This is a genomic window from Candidatus Omnitrophota bacterium (assembly GCA_030688425.1).
Classification (GTDB): domain Bacteria; phylum Omnitrophota; class Gorgyraeia; order Zapsychrales; family JANLHA01; genus JAUYIB01.
In genome coordinates this window covers 846407-873386 of the sequence record JAUYIB010000012.1, presented here as the reverse complement: position 1 = coordinate 873386, position 26980 = coordinate 846407, and the positions used below count along the sequence as shown (strand labels likewise).

Annotated in this window: 24 protein-coding genes; 21 read left to right on the top strand and 3 right to left on the bottom strand. The window is 49.3% G+C overall.

The window, feature by feature from the left end:
• Positions 1-103: 103 nt before the first annotated feature.
• Positions 104-1624: an MFS transporter gene (locus Q8Q08_05215; protein MDP2653414.1), complete on the bottom strand. Its 1521-nt coding sequence runs from the start codon at positions 1622-1624 to the stop codon at positions 104-106.
• A gap of 467 nt (positions 1625-2091) precedes the next feature.
• On the opposite strand from Q8Q08_05215, the gene Q8Q08_05210 reads away from it, so the two are divergent.
• The 18 genes from Q8Q08_05210 (at position 2092) to Q8Q08_05125 (ending at position 22463) form a co-directional block, all read left to right on the top strand.
• Positions 2092-4887, top strand: coding sequence for a DEAD/DEAH box helicase family protein (locus Q8Q08_05210; protein MDP2653413.1), 2796 nt, complete (start codon positions 2092-2094; stop codon positions 4885-4887).
• A 123-nt stretch (positions 4888-5010) separates the two neighbouring features.
• Positions 5011-6054 (top strand): Fic family protein, encoded by a 1044-nt coding sequence (locus Q8Q08_05205; protein ID MDP2653412.1) that lies wholly within the window; start codon positions 5011-5013, stop codon positions 6052-6054.
• A 2-nt stretch (positions 6055-6056) separates the two neighbouring features.
• Complete coding sequence (locus tag Q8Q08_05200; GenBank protein MDP2653411.1) at positions 6057-7550, top strand: class I SAM-dependent DNA methyltransferase; 1494 nt, start codon at positions 6057-6059, stop codon at positions 7548-7550.
• Positions 7547-8695 carry a restriction endonuclease subunit S gene (locus Q8Q08_05195; GenBank protein ID MDP2653410.1) on the top strand — a complete coding sequence of 383 codons (1149 nt, stop codon included), beginning with the start codon at positions 7547-7549 and terminating at the stop codon, positions 8693-8695. The genes Q8Q08_05200 and Q8Q08_05195 overlap by 4 nt, the downstream gene beginning before the upstream one ends.
• Positions 8696-8698: 3 nt before the next feature.
• On the top strand, positions 8699-9460 hold the full coding sequence (locus Q8Q08_05190) for a DUF3800 domain-containing protein (protein ID MDP2653409.1): 762 nt from the start codon (positions 8699-8701) through the stop codon (positions 9458-9460).
• A 280-nt stretch (positions 9461-9740) separates the two neighbouring features.
• On the top strand, positions 9741-10625 hold the full coding sequence (locus Q8Q08_05185; GenBank protein ID MDP2653408.1) for a patatin-like phospholipase family protein: 885 nt from the start codon (positions 9741-9743) through the stop codon (positions 10623-10625).
• 327 nt (positions 10626-10952) lie between these two features.
• Positions 10953-11177: a hypothetical protein gene (locus Q8Q08_05180; GenBank protein MDP2653407.1), complete on the top strand. Its 225-nt coding sequence runs from the start codon at positions 10953-10955 to the stop codon at positions 11175-11177.
• The gene (locus tag Q8Q08_05175) at positions 11174-12124 is read left to right on the top strand and encodes a glycosyltransferase family 2 protein (GenBank protein MDP2653406.1); all 951 of its coding nucleotides are present in this window, start codon (positions 11174-11176) and stop codon (positions 12122-12124) included. The genes Q8Q08_05180 and Q8Q08_05175 overlap by 4 nt, the downstream gene beginning before the upstream one ends.
• A gap of 74 nt (positions 12125-12198) precedes the next feature.
• A complete protein-coding gene (locus tag Q8Q08_05170; protein ID MDP2653405.1) occupies positions 12199-13218 on the top strand; it encodes a DUF1016 N-terminal domain-containing protein in 1020 nt (339 codons plus the stop codon).
• Positions 13219-13315: 97 nt separating this feature from the next.
• Positions 13316-13738: a hypothetical protein gene (locus Q8Q08_05165; GenBank protein MDP2653404.1), complete on the top strand. Its 423-nt coding sequence runs from the start codon at positions 13316-13318 to the stop codon at positions 13736-13738.
• A gap of 193 nt (positions 13739-13931) precedes the next feature.
• Positions 13932-15077, top strand: coding sequence for a radical SAM protein (locus Q8Q08_05160; protein MDP2653403.1), 1146 nt, complete (start codon positions 13932-13934; stop codon positions 15075-15077).
• A complete protein-coding gene (locus Q8Q08_05155) occupies positions 15058-16608 on the top strand; it encodes a radical SAM protein (protein ID MDP2653402.1) in 1551 nt (516 codons plus the stop codon). The genes Q8Q08_05160 and Q8Q08_05155 overlap by 20 nt, the downstream gene beginning before the upstream one ends.
• Positions 16589-18061 carry a radical SAM protein gene (locus tag Q8Q08_05150; protein MDP2653401.1) on the top strand — a complete coding sequence of 491 codons (1473 nt, stop codon included), beginning with the start codon at positions 16589-16591 and terminating at the stop codon, positions 18059-18061. Before Q8Q08_05155 ends, Q8Q08_05150 begins: the two co-directional genes overlap by 20 nt.
• Before the next feature lie 290 nt (positions 18062-18351).
• Complete coding sequence (locus Q8Q08_05145) at positions 18352-18774, top strand: hypothetical protein (GenBank protein ID MDP2653400.1); 423 nt, start codon at positions 18352-18354, stop codon at positions 18772-18774.
• Positions 18775-18786: 12 nt separating this feature from the next.
• Positions 18787-20211, top strand: a complete 1425-nt coding sequence (gene hxsB / locus Q8Q08_05140) for a His-Xaa-Ser system radical SAM maturase HxsB (protein MDP2653399.1) — start codon at positions 18787-18789, stop codon at positions 20209-20211.
• Positions 20177-20443, top strand: coding sequence for a hypothetical protein (locus Q8Q08_05135; protein ID MDP2653398.1), 267 nt, complete (start codon positions 20177-20179; stop codon positions 20441-20443). Before hxsB ends, Q8Q08_05135 begins: the two co-directional genes overlap by 35 nt.
• Before the next feature lie 24 nt (positions 20444-20467).
• A complete protein-coding gene (locus Q8Q08_05130) occupies positions 20468-21253 on the top strand; it encodes a hypothetical protein (GenBank protein MDP2653397.1) in 786 nt (261 codons plus the stop codon).
• Positions 21138-22463: a hypothetical protein gene (locus tag Q8Q08_05125; GenBank protein MDP2653396.1), complete on the top strand. Its 1326-nt coding sequence runs from the start codon at positions 21138-21140 to the stop codon at positions 22461-22463. The genes Q8Q08_05130 and Q8Q08_05125 overlap by 116 nt, the downstream gene beginning before the upstream one ends.
• Here the strand turns inward: Q8Q08_05125 and Q8Q08_05120 are convergent.
• Positions 22384-23421 (bottom strand): radical SAM protein, encoded by a 1038-nt coding sequence (locus Q8Q08_05120; protein MDP2653395.1) that lies wholly within the window; start codon positions 23419-23421, stop codon positions 22384-22386. The genes Q8Q08_05125 and Q8Q08_05120 overlap by 80 nt on opposite strands.
• Positions 23397-24287 (bottom strand): hypothetical protein, encoded by an 891-nt coding sequence (locus Q8Q08_05115; GenBank protein MDP2653394.1) that lies wholly within the window; start codon positions 24285-24287, stop codon positions 23397-23399. The genes Q8Q08_05120 and Q8Q08_05115 overlap by 25 nt, the downstream gene beginning before the upstream one ends.
• Positions 24288-24322: 35 nt before the next feature.
• Between Q8Q08_05115 and Q8Q08_05110 the strand changes: the two genes are divergently transcribed.
• Genes Q8Q08_05110 through Q8Q08_05100 form a run of 3 tightly spaced genes read left to right on the top strand, consistent with a single transcriptional unit; the run spans position 24323 to position 26974 of the window.
• Positions 24323-25180 carry a hypothetical protein gene (locus tag Q8Q08_05110; protein ID MDP2653393.1) on the top strand — a complete coding sequence of 286 codons (858 nt, stop codon included), beginning with the start codon at positions 24323-24325 and terminating at the stop codon, positions 25178-25180.
• Positions 25181-25211: 31 nt separating this feature from the next.
• Positions 25212-26060: a hypothetical protein gene (locus Q8Q08_05105; protein ID MDP2653392.1), complete on the top strand. Its 849-nt coding sequence runs from the start codon at positions 25212-25214 to the stop codon at positions 26058-26060.
• Positions 26061-26080: 20 nt separating this feature from the next.
• Complete coding sequence (locus Q8Q08_05100) at positions 26081-26974, top strand: radical SAM protein (GenBank protein MDP2653391.1); 894 nt, start codon at positions 26081-26083, stop codon at positions 26972-26974.
• The last annotated feature ends 6 nt before the right edge of the window (positions 26975-26980 follow it).

Sequence of the window (26980 nt, the reverse complement as noted above, 5' to 3'; positions counted from 1 at the left end):
CCCGGGGTGTTTGGGGAAAGCGTGACAAAAAACGCCCGGACGGTCGTTCCATCCGGGCGATTTGCCCAACTTCTTATAAACAGAATCGGGGCCTATATTACGCTTAGTCCCGTCTTTCGTCTCTGCGCCGGCCCTCTTCGCGTCTTTCGGCTTTTCGTCTTTCCTCGCCGCGTCTTTCTTCTCTCCGTCTTTCGACCTGTTCACGGATGTCGTAGGCCTTGTTCTCCGAGATGTCAAAGGTCGCGATAATGAAAATAGCGGCTAACGAGGTCACGATCGGAATGCCGACATCACAGATCCTCATCCAGAACAAAGTGCTGGTGGCCTGTCCCAGCCCCAGGGATTCCTTAAAACCGATGACATTAAAAAGCACCCCGGCGATGAGCGACGCCAGCGCCACGCCGAGTTTCACCATCCACCAGTAAACGGCGCTGAAGGTGCCTTCCCGGCGTTCGCCGGTCTGGAGCTCATCGAGGTCGCAGACATCAGCGACCATGGAGTTCATGAGCGTGAAGAGGGACCCCAGCCCGAAGGTGACGAGAGGAGCGGTGATCATCAGCAAGTAGGGAAAGTCGGGATTATACCCGATCCATTTCAACGCATAACCGACGATCGAAATGGGGATCGTGATAAAAAAGGTGTTTCTTTTTCCGACTTTCCGGGAGAGCCAGGAGGTCAGGAAGATGACGCCCATACTGCAAAGAGCGCTGAATGTCCCGTACCAGCCCAGCAATTTCCCGCCGTTCGCGTAAGCCAGATCAACGGAAGCCGCGCCTTGAAAGACATAAAAGAAAACAATATACGCGGTAAAAGAGGACGCGAGCATAAACCCGCCGAAGATCAGCAATGTGGCCAGACACAGCTTCACAAAAGGCCAGCATTTCAGGGAGATGCCCACCCCCCTAAAAAATTTCTTCATGACGTTCCAGGCGCCGCTGACATCCGGCTTGGGGAAGGCGTCGAAATGTTCTTTGCCGAAGATCGCGGGGAGGACGCCTCCGAATATGAGACAGGCCCCGATGATGATCGCGAGAACGCGGACCCCATGAACGCCGTCTGTGAACCAGTTCGGGTTGTGCATGATCATCCAGCTCCAGGGAGCGATGAACCATGGCAGCTGGCCGACAAAACTGCTGGCCGCCTGCAGACGTGTCCGTTCATGATAATCCGGCGTCATTTCATAGCCCAGCGCGATCCAGGGAATGGAAAAGCAGGTAAAACACAGGAAAAACAAAAGTTGAAAAGACAGGAAATACCCGAAATAAAACATTTCGCTGTGCCCTTTGTAGAGCTGGAACATCAGCGCGAACAAAATGCCGCCGGTGATCGATCCGAAGAGGATCAGCGGCCTGCGGCGTCCCCAGCGGGTCCGGAGATTGTCGGAATAGTAACCGGTAACAGGGTCTGATACCGCGTCAACAATGCGGGGAAGGAACCCGATGAAGCCGACTAAAGCCGGGTTTATGCCCAATCCGAGGTTCAGGATCATGACCATTTGTCCGGTGAAAGCCGCCTGGGCTGTGTTCGCGAACGCCCCCATGCTGTATGCGGCTTTTTGGAAAAAAGAAATGCGGTCTGCGGCGGCTGTGACGTGGTGGGTTGGCTGGGCCTTGGCTTGTTCCATGAACTGACTCCCTCGTAATTTTAAAATTGAAAAATGATTCTACATCAAAGATTGTCTAAATCTTTATCGAAAGGAAATCATATGATGATTGAACAATTTGAAATTTCGATTATAACAAACAAATCCGGCCGGCACAATACTATTTATCGGAATGGGAGGGGCGCCGCTTTAAAATTTTTTTGTGGCCCATGACATGTTTCCAGATTCATAACTAACATTATTCTAAGTTCTTACATCTCTGTTTTTGGATTTCATGATCTGACGGCCGCCTGTTGCAATGGTTTTCGCCCTCAGTGGTGTTGAGGACAGCCTCCATCCCTGAATGGGCGTGGCTATTGCAATGTCCTTTTCCGCATCTGTGCTGTTTCTTCCAGGCAGAGCTGCATTTGTACCATAAGCAGGCATTATAATATCTAATAGGGTATTATATTGACATATTACCTACTTAATGGTATGTTATACCTACTATGAATGAAGCCCAAACCCGTAAAGAATACATTGATAAAGCCCTCGCCAAGGCCCAATGGTCCAAAACCGGTTCCTCCATCTACCGCGAAGAATTTGAAATGGAGAGAGTGTGGAGGAAGTCCGATCCTGTTGCGGAGCGGGAAGAGCATTATGTCACCGAGCATGAATATGCCGACTATTTGTTGATGGGCCGCAACGACCAGCCATTGGCTATTATTGAGGCGAAACGCACGACCAAAAACGCTCGCGCAGGCCAGCAGCAGGCCGCCGGTTATGCCGATAACATCAAAGCCAAATTCGGTGTTGACCCGTTCATTTTTTTGACAAATGGGGAAGATATCATGTTTTGGGATCGACAGCGATATCCGTCCCGACTTGTGTATGGTTTTTTTGAGCGCAGAGATTTGGAGCGACTGTATTTTCAGAGACAGGAAGCCGCGAAGAATCTGCTCGATATCAGAATCAATCCCGATATTGCCGATCGTGATTATCAGGCCGAAGCTATCCGTACCGTTTTAACCGGGGTCCAAAATGGCCGCCGTAAATTTCTGCTTGTTATGGCTACAGGAACAGGGAAAACGCGGACCTCCATGGCCATCATTGATGCCCTTTTAAGGGCCAAGCGGATTAACACAGTTTTATTCTTGACGGACCGCAAAGTCCTCCGCGACCAGGCCTACGGCAAGAAAGGTTTCCAGGGGTTTTTCACCGAAAGCTGCGGCAAAATTACGTCCGGCAAATTCAACGCCGAAAAACGTCTTTACGCGGCGACCATCCAGACCATGATGGAGTGCTATAAAGACATCTCCCCCGGCTTTTTCGACCTGGTGATCGCCGACGAATGCCACCGTTCCATCTACAACAAATGGAAAGACGTTCTCTCGTATTTCGATTCCATCCAGATCGGCCTGACCGCCACCCCTGCCCAGTTCATCGAGAGGGATACCTTTCGCTATTTCGATGTGGCGCTCAATACTGATCCCAAAGAGAATCTTTTCAATTACACCTATGACAAAGCGGTAGAAGAGAAGCACCTTTTGCTCTTCATCCCGTACCACGCCAAGACGTCTTTTCAAATCAAAGGCCTGCGCGAAGACGAAATTCCTCCCGCCGTCAAGAAAAAGCTGGTGGAAGAGGGCAAGACCCTGGACGAGCTGAATTTTGAGGGTACAGAATTTGAGAAACGTTTCACCAACACCGGCACGCACGAGGCCATGGTCCGCGAATTCATGGAAGTTTGTTACAAAGACGATACCGGCACCCTCCCCGGGAAAACCATCATCTTCGCCATGACCAAGAACCACGCCTACCGTTTGCTGGACGCCTTCGACCGTCTTTACCCGCAATACAAGGGACGGCTGGCCGAGGTGATTGTCTCCGAGGATTCTCGGGCGGACAATTTTCTGGGGCGGTTTGAAAACGAAAGCTTCCCCCGGATCGCCATCTCCGTTGATATGCTCGACACCGGTGTCGATATCCGGGAAGTCGTGAATCTGGTCTTCGCCAAACCGGTGTTCAGCAAAATTAAATTCTGGCAGATGATCGGACGCGGCACGCGCACGCTCGACAAGAACAACATGAAGCCGTGGTGTCCGCAGAAGGAAAATTTCCTGATCATTGACCACTGGAACAATTTTGAATATTTCGGCCAAAAACCCGAAGGAGAGGCCCCCGACATTCAGGACGCCATCACCTCCCGCGTGTTCAAGGCCAAGATCAACCGCCTGCGTGTTTATCTGAGCCGCTCTGACCAGAAGGAGATTGAGGGCATCAAGAAAGAACTCCAGGATATGATCGCCCTGTTGCCAAAAGATTCAATCAGCGTGAGGGAGAAGAAGGACGTCCTTCATCGGCTGGATAGTCCTGAGTTCTGGAAGAATATGGACACAGACTATCTTTACGACCAGGCGGCGCCCCTGATGCGGTTTCTGGAAGACGTCAATTATAATGAGTATTCCTTTATCCTGAGGTGCGAACAGCTTGAGCTGGCCGTGCTGAACAAGGACGACCGGACCATTCTCGATTTGAAGACCGCCATCAAGGAAGACCTGCAATTGTTGCCCATGACGCTCCAGGTGGTCAAACGCCAGGAGCAGGCAGTTTTCAAGGTCTCTTCCGACGCGTTTTGGGACGGCCTGAATGTCGGCAATATCCGCGAGGCCAGGAAAAAATTGTCCCCGATCATGAAGTATAGACGTGCCGACCAGCGCGAAATCATCCAATTCGATTTGGATGACCAGGTGATTGAACGCAAATGGATCGAGTTTGGGCCCAACGGCGAAGGCGAGTATGTGCACATTTATAAAGAGAAAGTCGAACAGCGCATCAAAGAATTGGCCGAAAAAGAGCGGGCCATCGTCAAGATACGCAACGATGAACCGGTCAACGACCAGGACCTGGAAGACCTGGAAAACACATTAAACGGCCCGGAACTGTATATCACCGAGGACAAATTGAGGGAGGCCTACAATCAGCCGCAGGGGACCCTGGTCCAGTTCATCAAGTCCATCTTCGGGAAATACAAGTTCAAAAGCCAGGAAGACCAGATCGCCGAAAGCTTCGACGCCTTTATCATCGCCCACAACTACAACACCGACCAAACCCGTTTCCTTCGCGTCATTAAGAGCGTCTTCCTGTCCAAGGTCCGGCGTCATGAATTGCTTGAGTTGGATGATTTCTACGAAGGGCCTGTCGAGGCGTTCGGCGTGGATGCCGCCAGCCGGCTTTTCTCGCAGGATGATCTTAAGGAAGTCTTGGAGTTCCTTAATGAGCGCGCGACTTACAGAACAAAGTGAATGTAAGCCGCTGCGCGAATTAATGAGCGCGCGACTTACAGAACAAAGTGAATGTAAGCCGCTGCGCGAATTAACCCCGCGCCCGTAGGGCGTCGGGATAACATGAGAAGGGGTAAAGACCCCATGAAATCCTTTTCCGAAGAATATCTTAATAAAATCCGCATCACGCCCCAACTGCTCAATCTCACCAGCGCCTTGTCCGAATACAAGGGCAAAGAGGCGCTGTATGCCCGCCAGTCCCCCGATGTGCTGGAAAAGCTTGTCGAGCGTGCCAAGGTGGAAAGCGTGGAATCCTCCAACCGCATCGAAGGCATTGACGTCAAGCGCGACCGCGTGGTTGACATCGTCCAACAGCAGTCAGCCCCGCGCACCCGCCCTGAAGAAGAGGTGGCCGGTTACCGGGACGCTTTGGGATATATTCATGAAAACCATCAGGCTGTTCCGGTTTCGCTCCACACCATCACGATGCTTCATCAATCCCTATATAAATACACCCAGCAAACGGGGGGCGAGTTCAAGAGGGAAGACAACCAGATCATTGACCGGCTGAAGGACGGCAGTATCCGGGTGCGTTTTCAGCCGCCCCCGGCCGGCCAGACTTATTATTTTGTCGAAAGTTTGGTCGCGGGGTATCAATTTGCCTCCCAAAAGCGTAATTTTTCTCCGTTGGTTCTCATCCCGCTGTTTGTGCTGGACTACCTGTGCATCCATCCGTTTACCGACGGCAACGGCCGCACCGCGCGGTTGTTGTGCCTGCTCCTTCTGTATCACGCCGGTTTCCGGGTCGGGAAATACATCAGTCTGGAGCGTGTTGTTGAAGACAGCAAGGAAACGTATTATGAGGCGCTGGAGCGCTCCTCCAGGGGCTGGCATGAACTGGAGCATGACGCCGGGCCGTGGCTGCATTATTTTTACGGGGTCTTGCTCGCGGCGTATAAAGAGCTGGAATCCAGGGTGGGCGTGATTCGCGAGGAAAGCTCAAAAACAGAGCAAATCAAATTGTTCGTCAAAAAAACGGTCAAGCCGTTCGCTATTTCCGAAATTGAAGAGGCCTGCCCCAACATCAGCCGGGACATGATCCGCGTGGTTCTGCGCGAGCTGCGCGACGGGGGGCTTATCGCCTCTACCGGCATGGGCCGCGGGGCCAAATGGATAAGAAAGGGATAAACATGGGAACAGATTTAAAAAATCAAATCCGTCATCTGTGGAACAAGTTCTGGGAAGGGGGCATTGCCAACCCCTTGACCGCCATTGAGCAGATTTCCTACCTGATCTTCATGAAGCGGCTGGAGGACATGGATTTTGTCCATAAAAAGGCCGCCGAGAGACGGAATGAGAAATTTGTCTCGATTTACAAAGGCCGGGAGAACTGCCGCTGGTCCTACTGGATCAACATGCCGGCCGAAGAAATGATGGCCCATGTGAGGGACAAGGTGTTCCCCTTTATCAAGACGCTCAAAGGAGAAGACAATTTTTTCAGCCAGGCCATGAAAGACGCGATTTTCATGATCCCCAAGCCGTCCCTTCTTCAGGAAGCCGTCCGGATCATAGACGAACTCAATATCACCCAGCAGGACCAGGACATCCAGGGCGACCTTTATGAATATCTGCTGAGCGAACTTCAGCAATCCGGTAAAAACGGCCAGTTCCGAACCCCCCGCCACATCATCCGGATGATTGTGGCGCTGGTCAATCCTGTCCTGGGCGACCGGATCTGCGACCCGGCCTGCGGCACCGGCGGTTTTTTGATCAACGCCTACCAGCATATCCTCAAGGAGAATACCTCCCCCGATGTGCTGGAATATGACGAGGACGGCGTCCCGCACCATCTTGTTGGGGACAAAATTGCGGACAAAAAACAGCGGGCCTTTTTGAAGGAAAGGGCCCTGCACGGTTTTGATTTCGACACCACCATGGTCCGCATCGCCCTCATGAACGCGGTCCTGCACGGCATTGACAAGCCGGACATCCAGTATAAAGACACGCTCTCCAAGGCCTATGAGGAAAAAGAAAAGTATGAGATCGTCCTGGCCAACCCGCCGTTCAAGGGGAGTATTGACAAAAGCGACATCTCCGGCCGGCTGAAGCTGAAAACCACAAAAACTGAGCTGTTGTTCATGAACCTTTTTGTGGAGCTGTTGGTCGTCGGAGGCAAGTGCGGGGTCATTGTCCCGGACGGGGTGTTGTTCGGTTCGTCCAATGCCCACAAAGAGGCCCGCCGGATGTTAGTGGAGGAAAACGAACTGCAGGGCGTCATCAAAATGCCGTCCGGCGTGTTCAGGCCCTACGCCGGGGTGTCCACCGCAGTGGTGATCTTTGCCAAAGGCGGGGTGACCGACAAGGTCTGGTTTTACGACATGCAGGCCGACGGCTATTCACTGGACGACAAGCGGACCAGGACCCCGGACAAAAACGACATCCCCGACATCATCGCCAAATGGAACGCCCGGAACAAAAAGAAACAGCCCGGCGCGGGCGAGAAATGGTTCTGGGTGGACGCCAAGGAGATCCGGGAGAACAAATACGACCTGTCCATCTCCCGCTACAAGCCGGTGGTGTATGAGGAAGTGCAGTATGAGCCACCGCAGGCGATACTGGCGAGCACGTCAGCGCTGGAGGTGGAAATCTCAGCAGTAATAAAGGAGATATCTAAATCGATATGATTGTCAGATCAAATTATACCGAACTGGAAAATATTGTAGATTGCTTGGACAATCAAAGGATTCCTGTCAGTGATGAAGAGCGACAAAAAAGGCAGGGGGATGTTCCTTACTATGGAGCAAATGGCCAAGTTGGGTTTATAAATGACTCTCTTTTTGATGAAGAGTTATTGCTATTGGCTGAGGACGGTGGTTCTTGGGGACCGAAGGAAAAATGTGCCTACATTATTTCCGGCAAGAGCTGGGTTAATAACCATGCCCATGTATTGCGTTGTAAACAGAACACCAATATCCGTTTTTTGATGTATTTCCTGAACTATTCAGATCTGAGGAGCTATGTGTCTGGGACAACAAGGGGAAAGCTCAATCAGCAACGCATGAATCAAATTAAAGTGTTTTGGCCTGAAATCAACAAGCAAAAAAGAATAGCCGAGAATTTAACCCGTGCCGAATCCGCCCTCGAAAAACGCCGCCAAACCCTCCGCCTTGCCGACCAATTCCTCAAATCCGCGTTCCTGGGAATGTTCGGTGATCCCAGTCGGAATCCGATGAAGTGGCCAGTGAAGCAAATTGGAGACGTTGTGCTTGTTTCACAATATGGCACTTCTGAAAAGTCCAATACGGAAAGCAATGGATATATTGTTTTGGGAATGGGGAATATTACATATGATGGTCAGTTGGACCTATCGAAGGTCAACTATGTTGACATGACCGAAAAGGAATTTAACCAATTAAGGCTAGTTTCAGGAGATGTCATCTTTAATCGTACAAATTCGACCGACTTAGTTGGAAAAACAGCTTGCTGGAGGCGAGAAGAAAAAGCTGTTTTAGCCTCCTACTTAGTAAAATTAAAACTCGTTCCAAGCGTTGTCCCCGAATTTTTTTCTTTCCTTCTTAATTCTTCGTTCTACAAGAATATTTTTGCCCAGCGTTGTAAGAAAGCTGTCGGTCAGTCCAATATTAGTCCAACTTTGTTGAAGGAATTTGACGTTTTTGTTCCTCCGCAGCCAATACAGCAAAAATTCGCCGACCTTGTCCAAAAAGTCGAGAAACTGAAGGAGAAGCAAAGACAATCCGAAGCCCAGCTTCAAACCCTCTTCAACTCCCTCATGCAAAAGGCGTTCCGAGGGGAACTATTCAAGGAGTAATCCATGTATTTATTTTATGTAGATGAGAGCGGTGATTCCGGGTTGGTTGGGAGCCCCACGAATTACTATGCGCTAAGCGGGTTTGTTGTGCATGAATTAAGATGGCATCAAATTTTGGAAGAGATTATTAATTTTAGGAAGTCTCTCCGGGCCAGGTATGGCCTGAAGTTGCGGCAGGAAATCCATGCGGCGGATTTTATCCATAGCTCAGGGGGATCAACCGGGATCCCGAAATCTCTCCGTTTGCGTTTGATGAGGGCCGTCCTGGATTTTCAAGCAGGGCTTTCGGATATCAATGTTATTAATGTCGTGGTCGACAAGCGTACAAAACCTGTGGGGGCGGATGTCGTTGATATTGCGTGGACAACGTTGATTCAGAGATTTCACAACACGATTTCGTATCGTAATTTCCCCGGGCCGCAAAATCCGCAAGATTTCGGTATCATTATTGCCGATCAAACGGATGTGAAAAAATTGATGGCCATTTCAAGGAGGATGCGACGTTTTAATCCCGTTCCCAACATGGCAAACCCTGGTTCAAGAAATATTTTAATTGATACAATCGTTGAGGATGTTGTCCACCGGGATTCAGTGCATTCATATTTTATCCAGTTGGTAGATGTTAATGTTTACTTTTTGATGCAGAAGCATAAGGCCTGTGCTTATGTGAAGAAAAAAGGGGCAAGCAATTATTTTGATAGGTTGGACCCTGTTTTATGTAAAGTCGCGAGCAGGGGAAATCAGTGGGGGATTGTTTATAGGTAGAAAATGAAAGGGGCTCGTTGCCGAGCCCCGATAGATCCTACCGCTGAGTCGAGCCCAGTTTCAGATCTAGTTTAATAATACCATTTTTTGCTGCTCTGACAAGAAGATTTTCAATAAAAATGGCCGCACGTCCTAATTTTTTTAGGGTCTCGAAAAGAGAACCCGTTTCGGTCGTACAGCCGATACAACTATAGCTGGATACGGGGAATTTGTCAAGGATGTCCAGCGCGAGATTATAGACGGGAATAAACGGTCATTTTGAACTTTGCGAGGGTGTTTTATGGCATTGGACGGCGTTTTCGAAGGCGGCGGGGTCAAAGGCATCGCCCTCATTGGAGCGTTAAAGCGTCTTGAAGAGGAGGGGGTTGTGTTCGGCCGCGTGGCCGGGACCTCTGCCGGGGCGATTACCGCGTCCCTGGTGGCCGCCGGATATAGGGTGGATGAACTCAAAGGCATCGTTTGGAACAAGGATTTCAATGATTTTGCCGATGTCAGGAATTTATTTAAGAAGAAATGGTATCAAGTCATCGGACAATTCCTGCCGCTGTTTTTTCCCGGCACCGGATATGGCATTTTTGACACAAAAAATTTTTATGAATGGATTCGGGGCCTTTTGTCTCAAAAAGAGGTGACGGACTTTAAGTCGATTAAGGGGAAATATTTGAGGATTTTTGCCGTTGATATTGTAAAGCAGCAGCTTTTGAAGTTTGACCGGGATGTCAGCCCGGATATGGAAGTGGCTGAAGCGGTCCGGCGTTCGATGAGCATCCCGTTTTTCTTCCGCGCCCAGCAGGATCAGGGGGCTTTCGTGGTGGACGGCGGTGTCCTGGCGAATTATCCGATAGATACCTTTAACGATCCGGGAGGATTGGCTACGACCATTGGGCTGAAGCTCATTTCGGATGAACAGACCCTGCCCCCGAAAATTCCTTCCAATATTTTCGCGTATGTTTTGAGGATTTTTGAAACCATGCAGGTGGCGCATGAGCGGGTTCATGTGGAAGAGGCACAATGGGCCAAAACCGTTCCCATCCCGACCGGGAAGATTTCGACCATTGACTTTAATCTTAAAGACGAAGACAAAAAATTCTTGTGGGATTCCGGCTACAGCGCCGCTGACAAAGCCATCAAAGAAGGGGTTTTGAACCCACAGGGAAGGGTTTAAAGCGTCTACCCCATAAATCCGCCATAATACCCTTGTTAGGAAAAGTAGGGACATCGCCTGCTTTCCCCCAGCCATAAACCCGCCATAATCCCCGTGTTATACCCCGGTGCAATTGACCGGGGATCGTTTTTAAAATAACATCATTCACCTGTCATAGCCGTACCGGGAGGAAGTCAAAATAGAATCGCCGGTATTTATAGAAATAGACGCGTTTAAGTGGGCAATAAAAAATCATTTTTGAAGTTCTGCAAATGTTGGTAAGACATGAAAAAAGGGTTTGGAATTATCTTCGCGACAGTTTTTTATATCGGAATAGGGTTGATGACAATGTCTTTCTTGCAAGGGGCGGAAAAAGCGATGGGCGGCCGGCCCATGATGGGAAAAGACATGACGGAAAAGGACCGGATGGCTAAAGGGGAAGGGATGGAGCTGTACTCCAGCATAAGCGACAAAATGATGAAGGGCATGATGGAAAAATCCATGGCCGCCGCCGAGGGTGGCGGAGTGATCGTCATGGTCGAGAACGTCCCCGCGGAGGCGGATGAGAAATGATCAAATGGGCTGCCCCGCAAAATGACAGGATAAGTCAAGGGAGGGGGGACGACCTTTTGCCCGGAAGCCCGGAAGGCCTCCCATGGGTCCTCACGGTCCCGCCGCCGTTAAGCGTCATAACGCCCGTTTTCGAGGGGGAACGGTTTATAGAATCTTGCCTCAAATCCGTCATTGAACAGAACTGTAACCGCCTGGAGCACTATATTATCGACGGTGGTTCAAGGGACGAAACGGCCAGGATTGTCGCGCGCTACGCACGGAAATACCCGCATATCCGATGGGTCTCGGAGAAAGACCGGGGCCAGTCGGATGCCATGAACAAAGGCATAGCGCGCGCGCGCGGCCGTTATATCGGATTTTTAAATGCCGACGACTATTATGAGCCCAATGTGTTGAATCACGTGATTGACCTCCTTGAGGAGCTCCCCGAACCGGGTCTTTTGGTCGGCAATTGCCGCGTTTTAGACGGCCGGGGACAGGTCATTTATGTCAACAGGCCCCAGCGGTTGGACGTGGTCAGCGTTCTGCTGGGGGCTCAATTCGCGGTCAATCCGTCAGCTTACTTTTACCACCGTTCTTTGCACAATGAGATCGGCGCTTATGATATTGCCGACCATTACAGCATGGATCTGGATTTCCTTTTGAAAGCCATGCGGAGGGCGCATTCCAAATACATTGACCGCGTGCTCGGCAATTTCCGATTGATCGAAGGGACAAAGACTTTTCAGAAAATGAGGGATAATAGCTTAAAGACGAACAAGGAGCGTATTTTCAGCAATTATTATCGAACACTTCCCTGGCCGCAGCGCGTTTATGTGGGTTTGGGCCGCGGTTTACGGCATAGCTATTTCAGGTGCCGATATTACGCGGGCCGCGTCCCGCATTATTTGCGTCATCCGAAAGAATTAGGAAAATTTTTCAAGCCATTCCGGGGACACTGGACTTAATCCGCCCCCCGGACACGCCTCTTCCGGCGATTCCCCCTTCCCCCCGGCCATAAACCCGCTATAATACCGTTGTTATGCCCCCGCAGATCGTCCCAACCGGTTACGGCAAACTGCTCGCCGCGATCCGCACGGAAATGGCCGCCGGCATCGAGAAGGCGGAGCGCCTGCTGGAACAGCAGAAGATCCGCACGTATTGGTCCATCGGGCGGCTGATTCATTCTTACCTCGACGAAAACGCCCGGCCCCGCGGCGCCGTCGGCGCCTTCTACCAGAAACTCTCCCGCGATCTGGACATCAACAGCCGCACCCTCCAGCATTGTGAACAATTCTTCCGGTATTTCCCAAAACTGAACAACACCGCCGGCTTGAGCTGGTCGCATTACCGGTATCTCCTGGCCGTGCCGGAGGAGAAGGACCGGCTAACGTGGATCTCCCGCATCCGCAAGGGGAGCATCAACGCCAATGAGCTGCGGCTATCGCTTTCGGAATCCCTGCGGGACGAACCGGAAAGCGGGGCGGCCTTGCGCGAACCGGTCCGGGGGAAGCTGTACACTTATAAACTGGCCCGGGCCGGGGATTTTGAGGGAGTGGAGGTGCCGTGGTTTGTGGACTGTGGATTTTCCAGCCGGATCGAAGCCCCGCCCGCTGACGCGGAGCTGGACATCAAGCGGGTGTACGTTTCGCAGAAAACAAAGGACGGTTACCGGCTGAAGGTCACGGACACGCCTGTGGACCGGCTCTACACGTTCAAGGCCGGCGTCCTGCGCGTCATTGACGGCGACACCCTGCTGGCCGCGATCGACCAGGGCTTCGGCATCTGGACCCAACAGCGCCTGCGGCTGTCCGGTATTGACGCGCCCGAGATCGACACCCTGCGGGGACAAAAAGCCAGGCAATATGTCACGCAGGAGCTGTCGGGAGTGAAGTTCCTTATCATCAAGACCTACAAGAGCGACAAATACGACCGCTACCTGGCCGACGTCTTTTACCAGCCCAATGAACCCGATCCCCACGCCGTGGCCGCCCGCGGCCGCTGGCTCAACTCCGACCTGGTCTCCCGGGGACTGGCCGGGATATGGGACGGGGGAGGTTAAAGCAAAGATTATTGAAAAAGACCCAAAAGTGGGTATACTGTAAAAGGGTATTGAGGTTCTCCTAACAAGATGCTGGTTAATATTTCTGGAGTTTATTATGAAGACAAAGTTTGAAAAAGAAGACGGTTGGATCAAGGTCCCGGTCGATTTGAAGGTTTATCCTTTGCAGTCCATTCATTCGGCCAGTTATGTTTTTATGGACAGGGCCAATGTCAGGCTTGAGGAAGAGAAAAAGGACCTGGTTGCGGCTTGGCTTAAGCCTAAAAAAGACAAACAGGATCTGGAAAAGCTGGCCCTGGATTTTTCCGATGAGCTTCTTAATTACGCGCATTATTTCAGCAGTTTGAAGACCAACGCGGACAACATGAAAATGTTGCTTCAGCGGGCCCTTTTTTCAGCATCCCCCGTAATTGTCAAAGAGGCGGAAGACAAAGAGATCGAGAATTTGATCAAGGAGCTTGAGGCAGAAGAGAAGAAAGGAACTCCGAAGGCAAAGACAGTCCCCAAGACGCAAAAATAACCCCCCTCTTGATATGACTCCAACCGCTCAGTTTTTCATAAGGCCGTTTAATTCCGAAAAAATTAACCTTGAGTATTTAGTGACCAGCCTCCCCGGGTGTAGGGGTCGCTTACGAGTTCCGGCATCTGCTTGGAATGTCCGTCTGGGACGAAGCGGGGATACAGGTCATCCTTTGTTAAGAAATTAAAAATCAATGAAAATAGACCAAAAATATAGAATTGGCATATTAAACGGCAGTAAAAGTTGTGAACCCAGCGGGTTTTTATTTAACAGGGCCGTGCATTTCCTGAAGATGAATGGGTACAGCGTTGATTTTAGATACCCCTTGGGTTGTCCCGTTATCTTAGTCAATACCTGTTGCGTGACGAAGGCTAAAATGCTTGAAGCCCAACAGCTGATTGACACGGCTTTGCAGAAGAAAGACATCGAGAAGGTTGTCATCTTTGGCTGTTATGCGATGGCTTTTCAATCAAAAGGCGCAGGCCCTGAACCCAAAATGGTTTTTGTCGGCCCAAGAGAATTAAAATCCCTTGAGAAATTTTTTGCGTTTGAACATCCGGTGGATTCCATCAAGAATGATTCTGTGGACCCGAGAATATTCGTCCCGTATCAAACAAAGATTACGGATGGAGAGCATTTTGTCCTCATTTGCCAGGGATGCAAGTACAGCTGCAGTTACTGCAATATCAAGAAAGCCAAGGGCGATGTTGTCAGCCGGAGCCATGATGAGATCCTCCGCGATATCCAGCAGGCCTCCGAGCAAGGAAGGGATGAGATTGTCCTGCTGGCGGATGATTGCGGAAGTTACGGGGCTGATATCGGCAGCGATTTGGTTGAATTGATACAAAAGATCTGCCTTAGACACGATGACATTAAGCTTAAAATCAGCAATTTTTTCCCGGGTGATTTTATCCGTTTATACCCGAGGCTCCATTGTTTTATCTCTAAAGGGAATATCAGCTATATCAATGTCCCCATACAATCCGGGTCTCGACGGATTCTGGGCCTCATGGGCAGGAAGTATGAGGTCGATGATGTTAAGAAAATAGTCAAAGAAATCAAGAGTCTCAACCCCGCCGTTTGGCTATACACGCATCTGCTGATAAACTTTCCCACAGAAACAATGAAGGATTATTTGGAGTCATTGGAAGCCGCTGTCTTATTTGATGAATTTATGATTATAACGTATTCTGACAACCCGTTGACCCGGGCCAGCAAAATAGGGCCCAAGGTTGATGCGCGGGAGCAGGAAAAAAGGCTGGGAATTGCCAACAGGGTTGTTTCGTTAAAAAAACGGGGAATCGTTGTGGAAAACATGGATGTCGACCATTATGCATAACTTAGGATCCGTCGCCCAGTTAAGTTTAACTTATGATTGCCAGTGTAACTGCGGGCATTGCGGCATAAAATACCTGGGCCACAGCATCCCGAATGAGCTGTCTCTCGATCGGATCAAGGAGATATTCGACGATCTGTTGTTAGGCGGATTCACCCACGTAGACCTGTCCGGGGGAGAGCCGACATTGCGAAGCGATCTGTGCGAGATCATTGCGCTTGGGAAACAGCGCAATTTTTTTATGTCTCTTGAAAGTAACGGGTTGTTGCTTGATTCAAATCTTGTTTCGCAGCTAAAGCGGGCCGGGCTTGATTTGATTTATTTAAGTCTGGATGATTATCGGCCGGCTCTTCACGATAAAAAGAGGGGGAAGAAAGGGGTTTTTGTCGGAGTTCTCAAGGCGCTTCTGTATGCGCGCAGGTTCGGGTTGCCGGTCCATACGTCCTTGGTGCCAAAGGACAAAGAATATTTTACAAACGGCGATATCAATACCCACATTGAGTTCTGCTTAAGATATGGCGCTAAAAATGTCCGGATCTTGTTCCCCAGCTATGTCGGGAATTGCTCGAAAAGCGAGAAGTTGTTTTGTTCGCAAGAGGAAGAGTTGTCCATGCTGGAGTGCATAGACCTGAAATACAAGGACGTCGTCTATGTCGAATCGCAATCTTGCTATCTCTCAAAAATATTAGAAGAGAAAAAAGTGTCGTGCCCTGCTAAAAGTGTTTTTTGTTATATCTCATGTAACGGCCTTGTGATGCCGTGCCCCTATTTGCCCATCGCCTTTGGAGATATTCATAAAGAGTCAATGACCGAAATCTTTTCCAGGATGCATGAGCATCCCCTTTTGAGGCGCGACGGCCTTTACTGCCCGACAAGGGATAAAGAGTATTTGGCAACATGTCTAAAGGACGTCAGTGCGGATGCCCCTTTTACTTTCGCAACGAGTCAGAATCGAATTGACTGTCGTTCTTCCTGCAATAATGAATGCCAGGATTGCCATTTGCCGGCCGGCGAGAAAAGCACTCCCGATCTGCTGGAAGAGATTGAGAAGATTGATCCCAAATATCAAGCGATCCATTTATACGGTGGGGAAATATTTTTTCGCGATGATATCCTGTCTCTGCTGGACCGGGCGTCTCGAAACTTTGAGATCGTTCTTTACACCAACGCCAGGATCTTTGCCGATGATTCCTTGGTGAAAAAGTTGAAAAAGTTCCCCGTCAAGGCCGTTAAAGTGCCGTTTTTTTCCTTAGATAAAATGAGTTTTGACAGAATGACGGGAGTGAAGGACAGCTATCAACAGACGGTGAAGGGAATCGGGAATCTTTCCGGAGCGGGAATTCCCGTTTCGGTTTATTTGCCTGAAGACGAGGCCAAGAACAACTTGCAGCCGTTGATTTCGCTGGGGGTTGCCAGTATCAGCAGTTATGCGATGACGGATTCTCGTCCGTTGCCGGACTCCGTGCTCTGTTTCGGCCGCCGCGTCAAGGAAACCCGTTTACTTTGGTTAAATCATGAGTCAAGTGTTTTATAAATTTGAGTTTGACGAAACAAATTTTGAGTCCGAATCCAGAAGATTTCTCGGGTTTTCAGCGCATCTTAAAGAAAACGCTATTAAAGCAAGATTTTTGAAGAGATTCCCGCCGTGTCTCCTGAATCATGAACACCCGGAGGCATCATCAGACAAATGTATTGAGATCAGCTCCGATTCTTTTCTGGTGAGCAATAATCTTTATTACGGCGATAGTTTTAGAGATATTAATAAGTTATTTATAAGATCGCCGTTTATTTCAAATGTTTGCCGCAAGTGCCGCTGTTTTAAGGCGGCATTGTGTCGGGGATTGATGAATAAACAATTTGTCGATGACAAAAACGCCTTGATCAATAAAATAGGCGAAGATAATTATCGCGCGGGAAAAAATGATTATGAGAACTGCGCCGTTGTGGCCGGCTCGCTTTGTTCCAAAAAATGTTCTTTCTGTTTTGATCGATATATCCCCCACCATATCTTGCGTATTATGCCGTTTCTGACCCCGGCTGAAATCTTCCATTTTCTCCATTATATTCCAGACCACCTTTCTTATGTCGGCAATTCTTATCATTGCCGGAGCGGTGAAATTGCGGAATCCCCGTACTTCGAGGAGGTCATGCCTCTTATTATTTTTTTTTCAAAGCAGATATTCTGGGTTACAAATGGCCGGGGAATCAGCCGGACGGTTGCCGAACAGCTCAGGGGGAAGGATATCATCGTCGCGATCTCTGTCATTACGTTAGATGGTCAGCGGGAAAAATGCTTCGCGCAAAACCAGAGCCCGGAGGGGGTTATCGAGACAATCAATTTATTGCGAGAAAATAAGATTGAATACAATGTCGGGCTCATCCCTTTAAAAAGCCTTGTTGATTCCGGAGACATTTTTGACACCATCGATGGATTGCTTGAAAACGATCCGGCCTGCTCCATCCGCATCCAGGTGCCGTCCTCTTGCCGGTTCTTTGAGGATATGGTGAAAGATGAGGTATCCGTTGATTATCCGCAATTTAAATCTGATTTAATGGGGCGTTATCCGGATGTGGATATCTGGTTTATCGATGATCTTTACAAGGGAGGGCGCAAGGAGGGTGATGGCCCCAGATTGTTAAGATCAGACTTAGAAGGACTTAAAGCGAACTTAAAGAGGATGTTTGCCGATGGGCGGAAATATCTTGTGTTATGTCCCGAGAGAACATACGATGATCTCTGCGGGTTAAATGGCGAAAATGTCAAGGTGTCAAAAGTCGTCTCATTATTAGGCTATACGAGACCTTGCACGGGAGTCCTCAGAGTTGACGACTATATTGATTGTATTAAAAGGGAAAAAGGCTTTTTTGATTCTATTGTTTTACCAAAGGCAAGTTTTGATGTTAATTTCGATGACTTTAGCCTTATCAATGTTAATATATTATGGGGCTTAGTGAAGGAGCGGACCAGGGCCGTCCTATTGATGTAGATTCATGATGAAAAAGAATTTTGTGTGCCCTGAAATTTCTCAAAGAAGACATCATTTTCAGGTCTTATGAGGATATCCCTTTTCAACAGGAAACGACACTGGGTTCTGGGGGGCGGTTAAGAGGCCTGTTAGCGGCATAAGATTTTGATAAATAACAAGATACAATATAATTTTATCGGCACGAAGGGGTCTTTTAAAATTTATTGAAAAACCCGTCAAAACATGTATACTTTAAAATGGTACTAGAAAATTTTTTTATAACCTGCAGATAAAAATTGGTAGGAACTATTATGAAGAAAAAGTTTGAAAAAGAAGACGGTTGGATCAAGGTCCCGGTCGATTTGAAAGTTTACCCGTTGCAGTCCATTCATTCGGCCGGATATGTTTTTATGTACCGGGCCAATGTCCGGCTTGAGGAAGAGAAAAGGGACCTGGTTGCGGCTTGGCTTAAGCCTAAAAAAGACAAACAGGATCTGGAAAAGCTGGCGCTGGATTTTTCCGACGAACTTCTGAATTACGCGCATTATTTCAGCAGCTTGAAGATCAATGCCGACAATATGAAAGTTTTGCTTCAGCGGGCCCTGTTCTCCGCTTCCCCATCAATCGTCAAAGAGGCGGAGGACAAGGAGATCGAGAATCTGATCAAGGAGCTTGAGGCGGAAGAAAAAAAGGGAACCCCCAAGGCTAAGCCGGCCCCGAAGACGCAAAAATAACCCCCTCTTGATATGACTCCAACCGCTCAGTTTTCCATACTGCCGTTCAATTCCGAAAAGTTCAACGAAAAATACCTGGTGACCAACGTCCTTGGGTGTTGGGACGCTTTGAACGACGAAGAGTTCCGCCAGTTGCACAGCCTGCGCGTTTCGCCGGGAGGCGCTTTGTTTAACCGTTTGCTGGAACGGGGATTGATCGTCGATGCCGATAATATCCGCCGCGTTCTCGATGACTACCGGAACTTAAACGCCAACTTATTCTCAGATACATCTCTTCATATCGCTGTCCTGACCAAACGGTGCAATCTCCGCTGCACGTATTGCCACGCGGAGGGCGGGGCTTCTTCCGAAGACATGTCCATGGAAACGGCGGCCCGCGTCCTGCAGTATCTTTTTGACGTTGAGAACAAATCCGTGACCCTGGAGTTCCAGGGCGGGGAGCCTCTGCTCAATTGGCCGGTGGTCCAGCTTCTTACAGAGAACGCGCGCAAGTTCAACACCCTTGGCAAGAATCTCAGCATCGTCATCGTGACCAACATGTTGCTGCTGGATGACGAAAAAATGCGCTTTTTGGCCGACCACGACGTCCAGGTCTGCACGTCCCTGGACGGCCCGGCGGACATCCACGACAAGAACCGGGTGACGGTGGGCGGGCGGGGCTCGCACGCGGAAGTGGTGGAAAAGATTGAGCATCTTGCCAAGAAGTTCGGGCGCAGGGTCAGCATGCTGCCGACGATTACAAGGCATTCGCTGGCGCACCCGGAGCGGATCATCGATGAATACCTGCGATTGGGGCAGGGGGAAATCGCCTTGCGGCCGGTCAATAAGATCGGGTATGCTTGTAATTGCTGGGACGATGTCGGGTATACGGCGGAGGAGTTTAACGGGTTTTACGACCGGGCCATGGCGTATATCATGAAATTGAATACGTCCGGCACGTTTCTGAGCGAGCGTATCGCCAGGACCATCTTGACCAAGATTTTATTTAAAAAAGACCCTGCTTACGTCAACATGATGAACCCCTGCGGCTTCGGTCGCACCGTGATGGCTTACGCGCCGGACGGAGGGTGCTATCCGACGGACGAGGCGAGGATGTTGGGGGACGATATTTTCCGGCTGGGGGACATCAATAAGGAAAATTATGATGACATGCTCAATAAGGAGAACCTGCTGTTCCTCTTGAGCGCCGGTTGCTCCGACCTGTGGAATTACCGTTCTGTTTACAGCCCGTGGCTTGGGGTGGACCCGGTTGTCAATTACGCTTTGGAGAAAAACGTTGTTCTGATGGGGAACTCGAGGTTGGAACAAGTGCTTGCGCATCAGTTCCGGACGGTGTTTTCTTACCTGCTGAGTGATAAAAAATACGCGGAAATTTTTCAACGCTGGCCCCAAGGAGTGTCGTATGAAAAAGAAGAAGGCAAGCAAGATCAGCCATAAGAAGATCCCGTTGACCAAGTCTCTGGGGGAATTGATGAAAGACGAGGACGGCTTTGTCAGTAAGGAGACGATTTTTAAAGTCGGGTTGTCCACCGTCGCCGCTTTGGGAATGACCGGCGCTTTGACAGACATGAGTTCAGGGCAATCCGCGTCTCATTCTAACTTTGTGACTGTCCACAATCCGCCGGATTCTTGTGTCACGCACACCAATATCACGACGCATACCTATTAATCACTTTTAGCGACAGGAATAATTATGCGTCTCAGGTCTGTCCTAATTATTGGTCTGCTTGTTTTGTTGTTCGTTGCCGGGGTGACGGGGTTTATTAATTTTTTAATTAAGACAAGGGCCCGTCCTCCTCAGGTGGTTGAATCCGATCGGGTTGTAAATCAGGAGCAGTTGCTTGAGGAAGAATCCCTGGATCCAACAAAAGTTTTCATAAAAGATTTGGAGCTTAGAAAATTTGCGGCAGCCGCAGGCGATTTGTCGTTGTGTAGCAATGATGCGGGATGTTTAAAAGATGCGAAGCGGATTAAAGCGGGGGTTTGCGCTACTAAGGTATGTGATGGGAAAGGCGCAGGGAAAAGGATCAATGATTGTTTTGTGGACGTTTTTGACCCGGTGACCAAAGAAGATCCGGAGCTGGATGCGATAATGTGTGCTTTAATGAAATCTCCCGGGTTTGAAACAAGGCGAACATTGATGGCCCATATCCCCGGTAGCCGGGAAGAGGACATTGTAAAACATATAGCGTTTATCTATGCTTCAAAGGGATCCGGGGGTTTGTGCGAGAAGCAAATAAAGGATTTCCTCGGTCCCTTCGGTCCCCAATGGGACTTTCTGTCGTATAGTGCGTTGTCGGGGTGTCGTATCCTTGCACATCAGAGAACGCACGAGGAGGAAGAAAAAGATTTTTATACATGGCTTGGCGTCGTGGATGGGTTGGGGGATTGCTCGGGTATCGTTAATAGCGATATGCGTAAAGCATGCAATACCCCAGGGGCAAATCTCAAAACGAAGCCTGCAATATATGATCAGTAGGGCTTGTCTCAAGGTGGGTATTTATTTTTCCCATTTTGAGTGTTTTGGCCATACCTCCCGTGTCATGGCGGTTGGTGAGGTTTTTAAAACAAGGTTCCCGCAAGGGGACCTTTTTTTTATTCATGCGGGGGTTCAACAGCGTAAGGCTAAAATAGATCTGGTGGGCCGGGGGTATCCATTACCGGGAACGTTTATGGCCCGTCGTTATTTCCGGGAGCCCAACCCGGGGGGTGGGATCGATGCCGCAGCGCGGGCTCAAATGTGTGTGGATATCCTGACTCGGGAAAGGCCGGATCTTTTTATAACAGAGCTTTTCCCCATAGGTCGGGAAGAATGCCGCCATGAATTGATCCCGTCCCTGGTCAAGGCATCCGCGCAAGGCTCGACTTTATGGGGGGTGGCAGGGTATCCTTTATTGGTCGGGACAAATTATGCGTGGAGGGAGAAAATATTAAAATTATATGCTCAGATCATCATTTTTTCGCCACATCTGGAAAAAAAATTTATTGCCGGTTCATTTCCCCGGAAGGAGGATCGGCAAAGATATCTCGAGTTTTTTGAAAGAAACGCTTCAAAGATAAGCTTTGCGGGGTATCTGTTACCTCGGCAAGAGGTGGTGTATGATGATGAGGATGAGAATCTACCTAAGCCACCTGTGCCCAAAGGAGCTTGCCGGGTGGCTGTTGTCCGGGGCGGGGGAGCGGTTTATCCCAAAGTGATTGCAGAGGCCATCCGCGCCAGCGACTTGCTCGGGAAAGAATATTATTTGACCGTCATCGCGGGGCCGTCGACGACATTGCAGGAGAGGGATTTCTTTGCCGCGTTGGTTGGGAAGAAGAAGGTGAATAATTTGGTGTTGCTGAGATCTTTGGGTGATTATGAAGGGTTGATCGCGGACAGCGATGTGTGCGTATCCATGGCTGCGTATCATACCTCTGTTATGTTGATGAAACACCGGAAAAAAGCCGTGGTGATTCCTTTTGAGGGGTATGGCAAGATTTCCTTTTTTGAGCAGCCGGCGCGGGCAGGGATGTTGAGAGAAACGATCGGGGCCAGGATTTTGTCCATTAAAGATTTAACCGCCAAGAGCTTGTCGGTGGCAATACGGGAGGCATCCGGCCGGAAGGCAGTTATCCCGGAAATCCCCCAGGAATGGTTTGCGGGAGGGGATGTTTTGGATAAGGCGTTGACAGGGCTTTTTTCGCGATAGCCGGAGCGAATAGAGGATCCGGAGCCAGGGCCGTCCCGTAGGCGCGTAAGGCCATGGCCCGGCACCCGCTGCGGCAGGTGTTCAGCACGGGGCAGCGTTGGCATTCCTTCGGCAAATAATCCGTCCGGTCGAGCTCCCGCAGGAAGGGATTGGCCCAGGCGGCCTGGATTGTGTCCCCAAGATTTGTTTCCAGGAAATAACTCGGCTTGAAGAACCCCTTGGCGCTGCGGACCAGGCGCACATGGCCGTCGTCAAACTCGCCGCCGATGAACGCCTGTTGGCCCGTTTTGAGGTTCCCTGTGAGGCACAGGGGGATGGCGTTGCCGATGGACACATTGATATTCTCCCGGCGGGCCTTCATGATGTTGAGCGTGAGGGTGCGGTAGAACGCGCGGTCCATATGTTTGACCTCGTCCGTCTCGCTGATGGCCCGGAACAGCGACCAGCAGTCCGGATTGATTTTCTGGACAAGCGGCAGGAATTTCTGGAAAGACCGGCCCAATGTGGGGGTGATGACGGTGGCCAGCCACAGGGTCGGGAGATAGGCCTTCAGCAGGAAGATATTCTTGACTTTGTCGAGGAAGGGATTGCGTGAACGCGTGTACGCCGCGTTGGTCCGTTCGTCATATCCCTGCAGGGAAACAAGCGCGGCGTCGACATTCATCGCCACAGCTTTGAGCAGGGAGGGGGTCATGTCCTCAGCGGCGGTGTTCAGAATGACCGTGAACTTCTTGGATTTGGCATAGGATAGGACCTTGCGGAAGTCCGGGGAAATGAGAGGTTCCCCGCCGGTGATGCGGACGGTGCGGATGCCAAGGCCCGCAGCCTCATCAAGAGTTTTCTTGATGTCGCTCCAGGGCACATGCGGGGTCCGCGGCCCGGTGCAATAGGGGCAGACCTGTCGGCATTTGCCGGTGATCTCTATGACGATCTCTATCGGAAGAGGAGGCCGTTCCATCGTTCCATGGAGTGTACTATGTTTATTAAAAAAGAGCTATAGCTTAGCATGCATCCCATAAAAAGTAACGGCGCAAAAGGGACGCGGTCCTGTTTTTCTTTAAGATTTTCAATCGCGATGTAAAGGTTGGCGGATAGTAAAGTGAACAGCGTGATTTTAAGAATGGAATAGGGCAAAACAGGCCAGGATAAAGAGGAGGGGCTTAGCCATAAGCGCATGATGGCGCCAAAAGCAATGACGCCTCCTACAGTGAAATAGTTGACTGGTATTGTTTTTTTTATGAAATGGTAGAGATAAAAAATAAAGAATGTAATCAAGAAAGGGGCTATGGCAGTGTGGAGAGCTCCTGCGAAATGAAAAACAGGAAAGAAAGCCCAGGAGAGTAAGGCTGTCACTCCAACGGCTCTGCTCCTGGATTTAAGTTTCCCGAGAGGAAGGGGAGTTTTGATCAGAGTATTAAAATGTGAAACAGTATTCTTTATTAAGAAGGGCATGAGGATAATCGTCCCGGCGATAAAAGAGCAGGCAAACAAATCAACGGCGTTGGTAAACAGGGTATTGCCGCCTTGAAGTGGCGGCATGAGGAATGCATAGAGCGCGAATAGCTTGGCATCGCCTCCTCTCCATAACCCGAATCGGTGTAAACAAAATCCGATGGTAAAAGCGAGCAGGCCGTTGATAAAGTGAACGACAACGCTCTCCTTCGCCCAGGCGGCCGCATAGATGATCGCGGCAAACCCAAGAACAGTGCCGACAGCCAGGTGAGTGTTGTATATTTTTCTTAGCCTTAAATCGGTAATGACAGTCAAACAACCGGTTATGAGGATGATGGAGAAGAAAATGGCGTCCGGGTTAAAAATTTTCACGGTTTATATTAACCTATTTGGGGATATTTGTGAATATGATTTATCTGGAGTTCAGAAAAAAATTTTTTGATTTATTATGCCGTGACAGCTCACCCGATTTTGTCGGATATCTGCGCGCCTATGAAGGCCTTCCCCTGCCGCCGGAAGAGTCATTCGAGATTTCATGCGAATTGGTTAATGGCATGAGGGTGGACAACATGCGATTAGCCATCATGTGTCTCCACAGGCGGGATGTCTTAAGATGGCTTTCAGCCTTTCGCTGCAAGGTGCCGTTGAGCCAAGACTTCCTTTTTGAGAATGCCGCGGACAATTGCTTTGGGATCGGCTTGGCCGATTATCCATCCGGATCCGAGGCTTGTCGTATAAAGTTATATAATACTTACGGAGATTTACAATCTCAAGCCGGGAAAGTGGAGCACATCCAACGGTTGTTCTCATCATTAAATATCCCGGATGCCGCATTCAGGCGGGATTGGGAACAGTTCAGGGATGTGGAGTTCTCGGGGGTTGATTGGGGCTTGGAGGGGCGGGCCAGTATTAAGGTTTACTTTGGGCCTTTCAGTCTGGACCAGTTTTCCGGCGGCCTCTCCGGAAAATTATTAAAAGAAGATCGCCTATGTTATGATGTCTTACGGCAGGAAGGCCTTCTTCCGAAGGCAATGATTTTTTGTGCAAGATATTTTTTGGGTGGACGTTCTTTGAGGATTGATATATGCTGCAAAACAAGAAAGATGTCCTCCTACTTGAGGATGTTTGACCCTAAAGGGGAGGCCTTAAGATTTCTTGTTGATTTTTACCGGATTTTCCCGGGGTTGAGTCTGCAGTATATTAGTATCCAATCGGTACCGGTTCAGAAAATAAAATTTTATTTCTTAGTCGGGAGAGATTTATAACGGAATGTTTTATAAGGCGGGGCATTCTCGAATGAAAAAAATATGGAAATATTATGACTACTGCCACAATCCGTATATGCCCATTGATTCCCCACGAGGGCGGCTATCATCAGATAGCCTTTTATATAATTCTTTGCTGCACAGTGCTTGCCAGAAGGCATTTAGGTCGATAATAAAGAAGATCCGGGATGCGATCGGCTCCTGGAACACAGTGTGGGGAGTAAAATGGGGCTGCAATGCCCTAACATGGGAATTGTATTTTTATAACCATCGTGTCAGGAACCCCCGCAAGACAGCGCCAAATCTTTTGAAAGTTTTACGTTCATATTTCCATGTCCCGCCATTTGTAGAGATTGACATTAAACATCAGCCTTACTTTATGTTCTCAGTCGATTTAAGCGATGATATCTTCGGTTTCAAACAGATAGACGGCGTCCATCTTTATACGGAAGGGAGGCCGGGGATATCTCAGGGGAACAGTTATTACTGGGGTCATGACGGGATGTATTTTGAGAATCATTATGACTTTTTTCGGATGCCGAAAGAGACTGAGTCGTTCGTTCATAAAGTCGGGCACAGCCTTGTTTTGGGAAAAAACCGTGGTTCTGTGTTGGGGCATAGTTTGGTCCGACAGTTAATGCCGTGTTACACAATATGTGTTGCTCACAAGAAGAATAATGATGGCATTTATTTCTCCAGAGTTAATGTCGATCAATTATTGTATTTTTTAGAGCACTTCTCTTATCCGGCTCATATTGTGGATTTCGTCAGGTCTCGCAAAGAAAAACTGGACCATTTATTATACGATGTCGCCTTTGATTGCGCCCTCGGCCCTCAGGGGCCCGTATTTAGTAAAAGCAGTTACTATAGCGTATTCTAAGCCCCCAGGAAGGTTCTTGGATGAAAGATCATGAATATGCGATCTTTGTGATCGAGAATAAATGCAACAGCAAATGTAATATCTGTTGGATAGAAGGCGCTGACGGCGCGTTGGTCGATTTGCACGTCATTTCCTTGTCTTATTTTAGGAAATTCTTGGAGTCGATCCCGAAGGGCAGGCACTCGGGGGTTATTCTTTCCGGGGGCGAAGTCACGCTCAATGAGCAGTTGCCGGAATATGCTTCTTGCGCTAGGGATTATGGGTATCGCAATGTCATGATCCAGACTAACGCGAGGGCCTTGTCTGATCTTCGTAAGGCAGAAGTGTTGAAAGCCGCGGGCGTTAATCAATTTTTTGTTTCCTTCCACGCTACGGACGACGATCTTTCTAAAAGGATTACGGGAAGGACTGGAGCGCACGCTCAAACAGTCAGGGGTTTAGAAAATCTTGATAAATTAGGCCTGACCGTGATCACAAATACTGTTATGAATTCCATGAATTATGCGGTCCTGCCGGAAATCGGGGAGTTCCTTCTGAGATTCAAAAATATTATTGAGATGCATTTCTGGGGGTATGTGCCTATGAGCTTGAAGGGATATGAATTAATACTTCCTTATGCGTTGGCGGCCCCCTATCTTAATAAGACGTTAAAACACCTTGTAAATCACCACAGGGGAATACGTGTAAGATATTTCCCGGTGTGTCTTCTGGACTGGCCTTATAAAAAGTTTCATCAAATGCAGCAGCCGCAATGCTATGGGATAAGCAGGAATTTTGATGCAAGATATCAATCTTGCGGTTTTCAAAAGCATCCTTGTTGTGAGGGGACAGATTGCGCGGGATTGCCTGAAATGTATCAAGGCACAATGCCGGGAAGCTGGATGCCTTCCGTCACGCCTAAAGATCTGGGGTAAGCGCGG

Excerpts from the sequence above, each read along its gene's own strand:
- Q8Q08_05170 (MDP2653405.1), top strand. The coding sequence starts at position 12,199 with ATGCCCCCGCAGATCGTCCCAACCGGTTACGGCAAACTGCTCGCCGCG.
- Q8Q08_05205 (MDP2653412.1), top strand. The coding sequence starts at position 5,011 with ATGAAATCCTTTTCCGAAGAATATCTTAATAAAATCCGCATCACGCCC.
- Q8Q08_05175 (MDP2653406.1), top strand. The coding sequence starts at position 11,174 with ATGATCAAATGGGCTGCCCCGCAAAATGACAGGATAAGTCAAGGGAGG.
- Q8Q08_05190 (MDP2653409.1), top strand. The coding sequence starts at position 8,699 with ATGTATTTATTTTATGTAGATGAGAGCGGTGATTCCGGGTTGGTTGGG.
- Q8Q08_05185 (MDP2653408.1), top strand. The coding sequence starts at position 9,741 with ATGGCATTGGACGGCGTTTTCGAAGGCGGCGGGGTCAAAGGCATCGCC.
- Q8Q08_05110 (MDP2653393.1), top strand. The coding sequence starts at position 24,323 with ATGATTTATCTGGAGTTCAGAAAAAAATTTTTTGATTTATTATGCCGT.
- Q8Q08_05160 (MDP2653403.1), top strand. The coding sequence starts at position 13,932 with ATGAAAATAGACCAAAAATATAGAATTGGCATATTAAACGGCAGTAAA.
- Q8Q08_05120 (MDP2653395.1), bottom strand. The coding sequence starts at position 23,421 with ATGGAACGGCCTCCTCTTCCGATAGAGATCGTCATAGAGATCACCGGC.
- Q8Q08_05130 (MDP2653397.1), top strand. The coding sequence starts at position 20,468 with ATGCGTCTCAGGTCTGTCCTAATTATTGGTCTGCTTGTTTTGTTGTTC.
- Q8Q08_05135 (MDP2653398.1), top strand. The coding sequence starts at position 20,177 with ATGAAAAAGAAGAAGGCAAGCAAGATCAGCCATAAGAAGATCCCGTTG.
- Q8Q08_05155 (MDP2653402.1), top strand. The coding sequence starts at position 15,058 with ATGTCGACCATTATGCATAACTTAGGATCCGTCGCCCAGTTAAGTTTA.
- hxsB (MDP2653399.1), top strand. The coding sequence starts at position 18,787 with ATGACTCCAACCGCTCAGTTTTCCATACTGCCGTTCAATTCCGAAAAG.
- Q8Q08_05215 (MDP2653414.1), bottom strand. The coding sequence starts at position 1,624 with ATGGAACAAGCCAAGGCCCAGCCAACCCACCACGTCACAGCCGCCGCA.
- Q8Q08_05100 (MDP2653391.1), top strand. The coding sequence starts at position 26,081 with ATGAAAGATCATGAATATGCGATCTTTGTGATCGAGAATAAATGCAAC.
- Q8Q08_05145 (MDP2653400.1), top strand. The coding sequence starts at position 18,352 with ATGAAGAAAAAGTTTGAAAAAGAAGACGGTTGGATCAAGGTCCCGGTC.
- Q8Q08_05165 (MDP2653404.1), top strand. The coding sequence starts at position 13,316 with ATGAAGACAAAGTTTGAAAAAGAAGACGGTTGGATCAAGGTCCCGGTC.
- Q8Q08_05210 (MDP2653413.1), top strand. The coding sequence starts at position 2,092 with ATGAATGAAGCCCAAACCCGTAAAGAATACATTGATAAAGCCCTCGCC.
- Q8Q08_05180 (MDP2653407.1), top strand. The coding sequence starts at position 10,953 with ATGTCTTTCTTGCAAGGGGCGGAAAAAGCGATGGGCGGCCGGCCCATG.
- Q8Q08_05105 (MDP2653392.1), top strand. The coding sequence starts at position 25,212 with ATGAAAAAAATATGGAAATATTATGACTACTGCCACAATCCGTATATG.
- Q8Q08_05200 (MDP2653411.1), top strand. The coding sequence starts at position 6,057 with ATGGGAACAGATTTAAAAAATCAAATCCGTCATCTGTGGAACAAGTTC.
- Q8Q08_05150 (MDP2653401.1), top strand. The coding sequence starts at position 16,589 with ATGAGTCAAGTGTTTTATAAATTTGAGTTTGACGAAACAAATTTTGAG.
- Q8Q08_05195 (MDP2653410.1), top strand. The coding sequence starts at position 7,547 with ATGATTGTCAGATCAAATTATACCGAACTGGAAAATATTGTAGATTGC.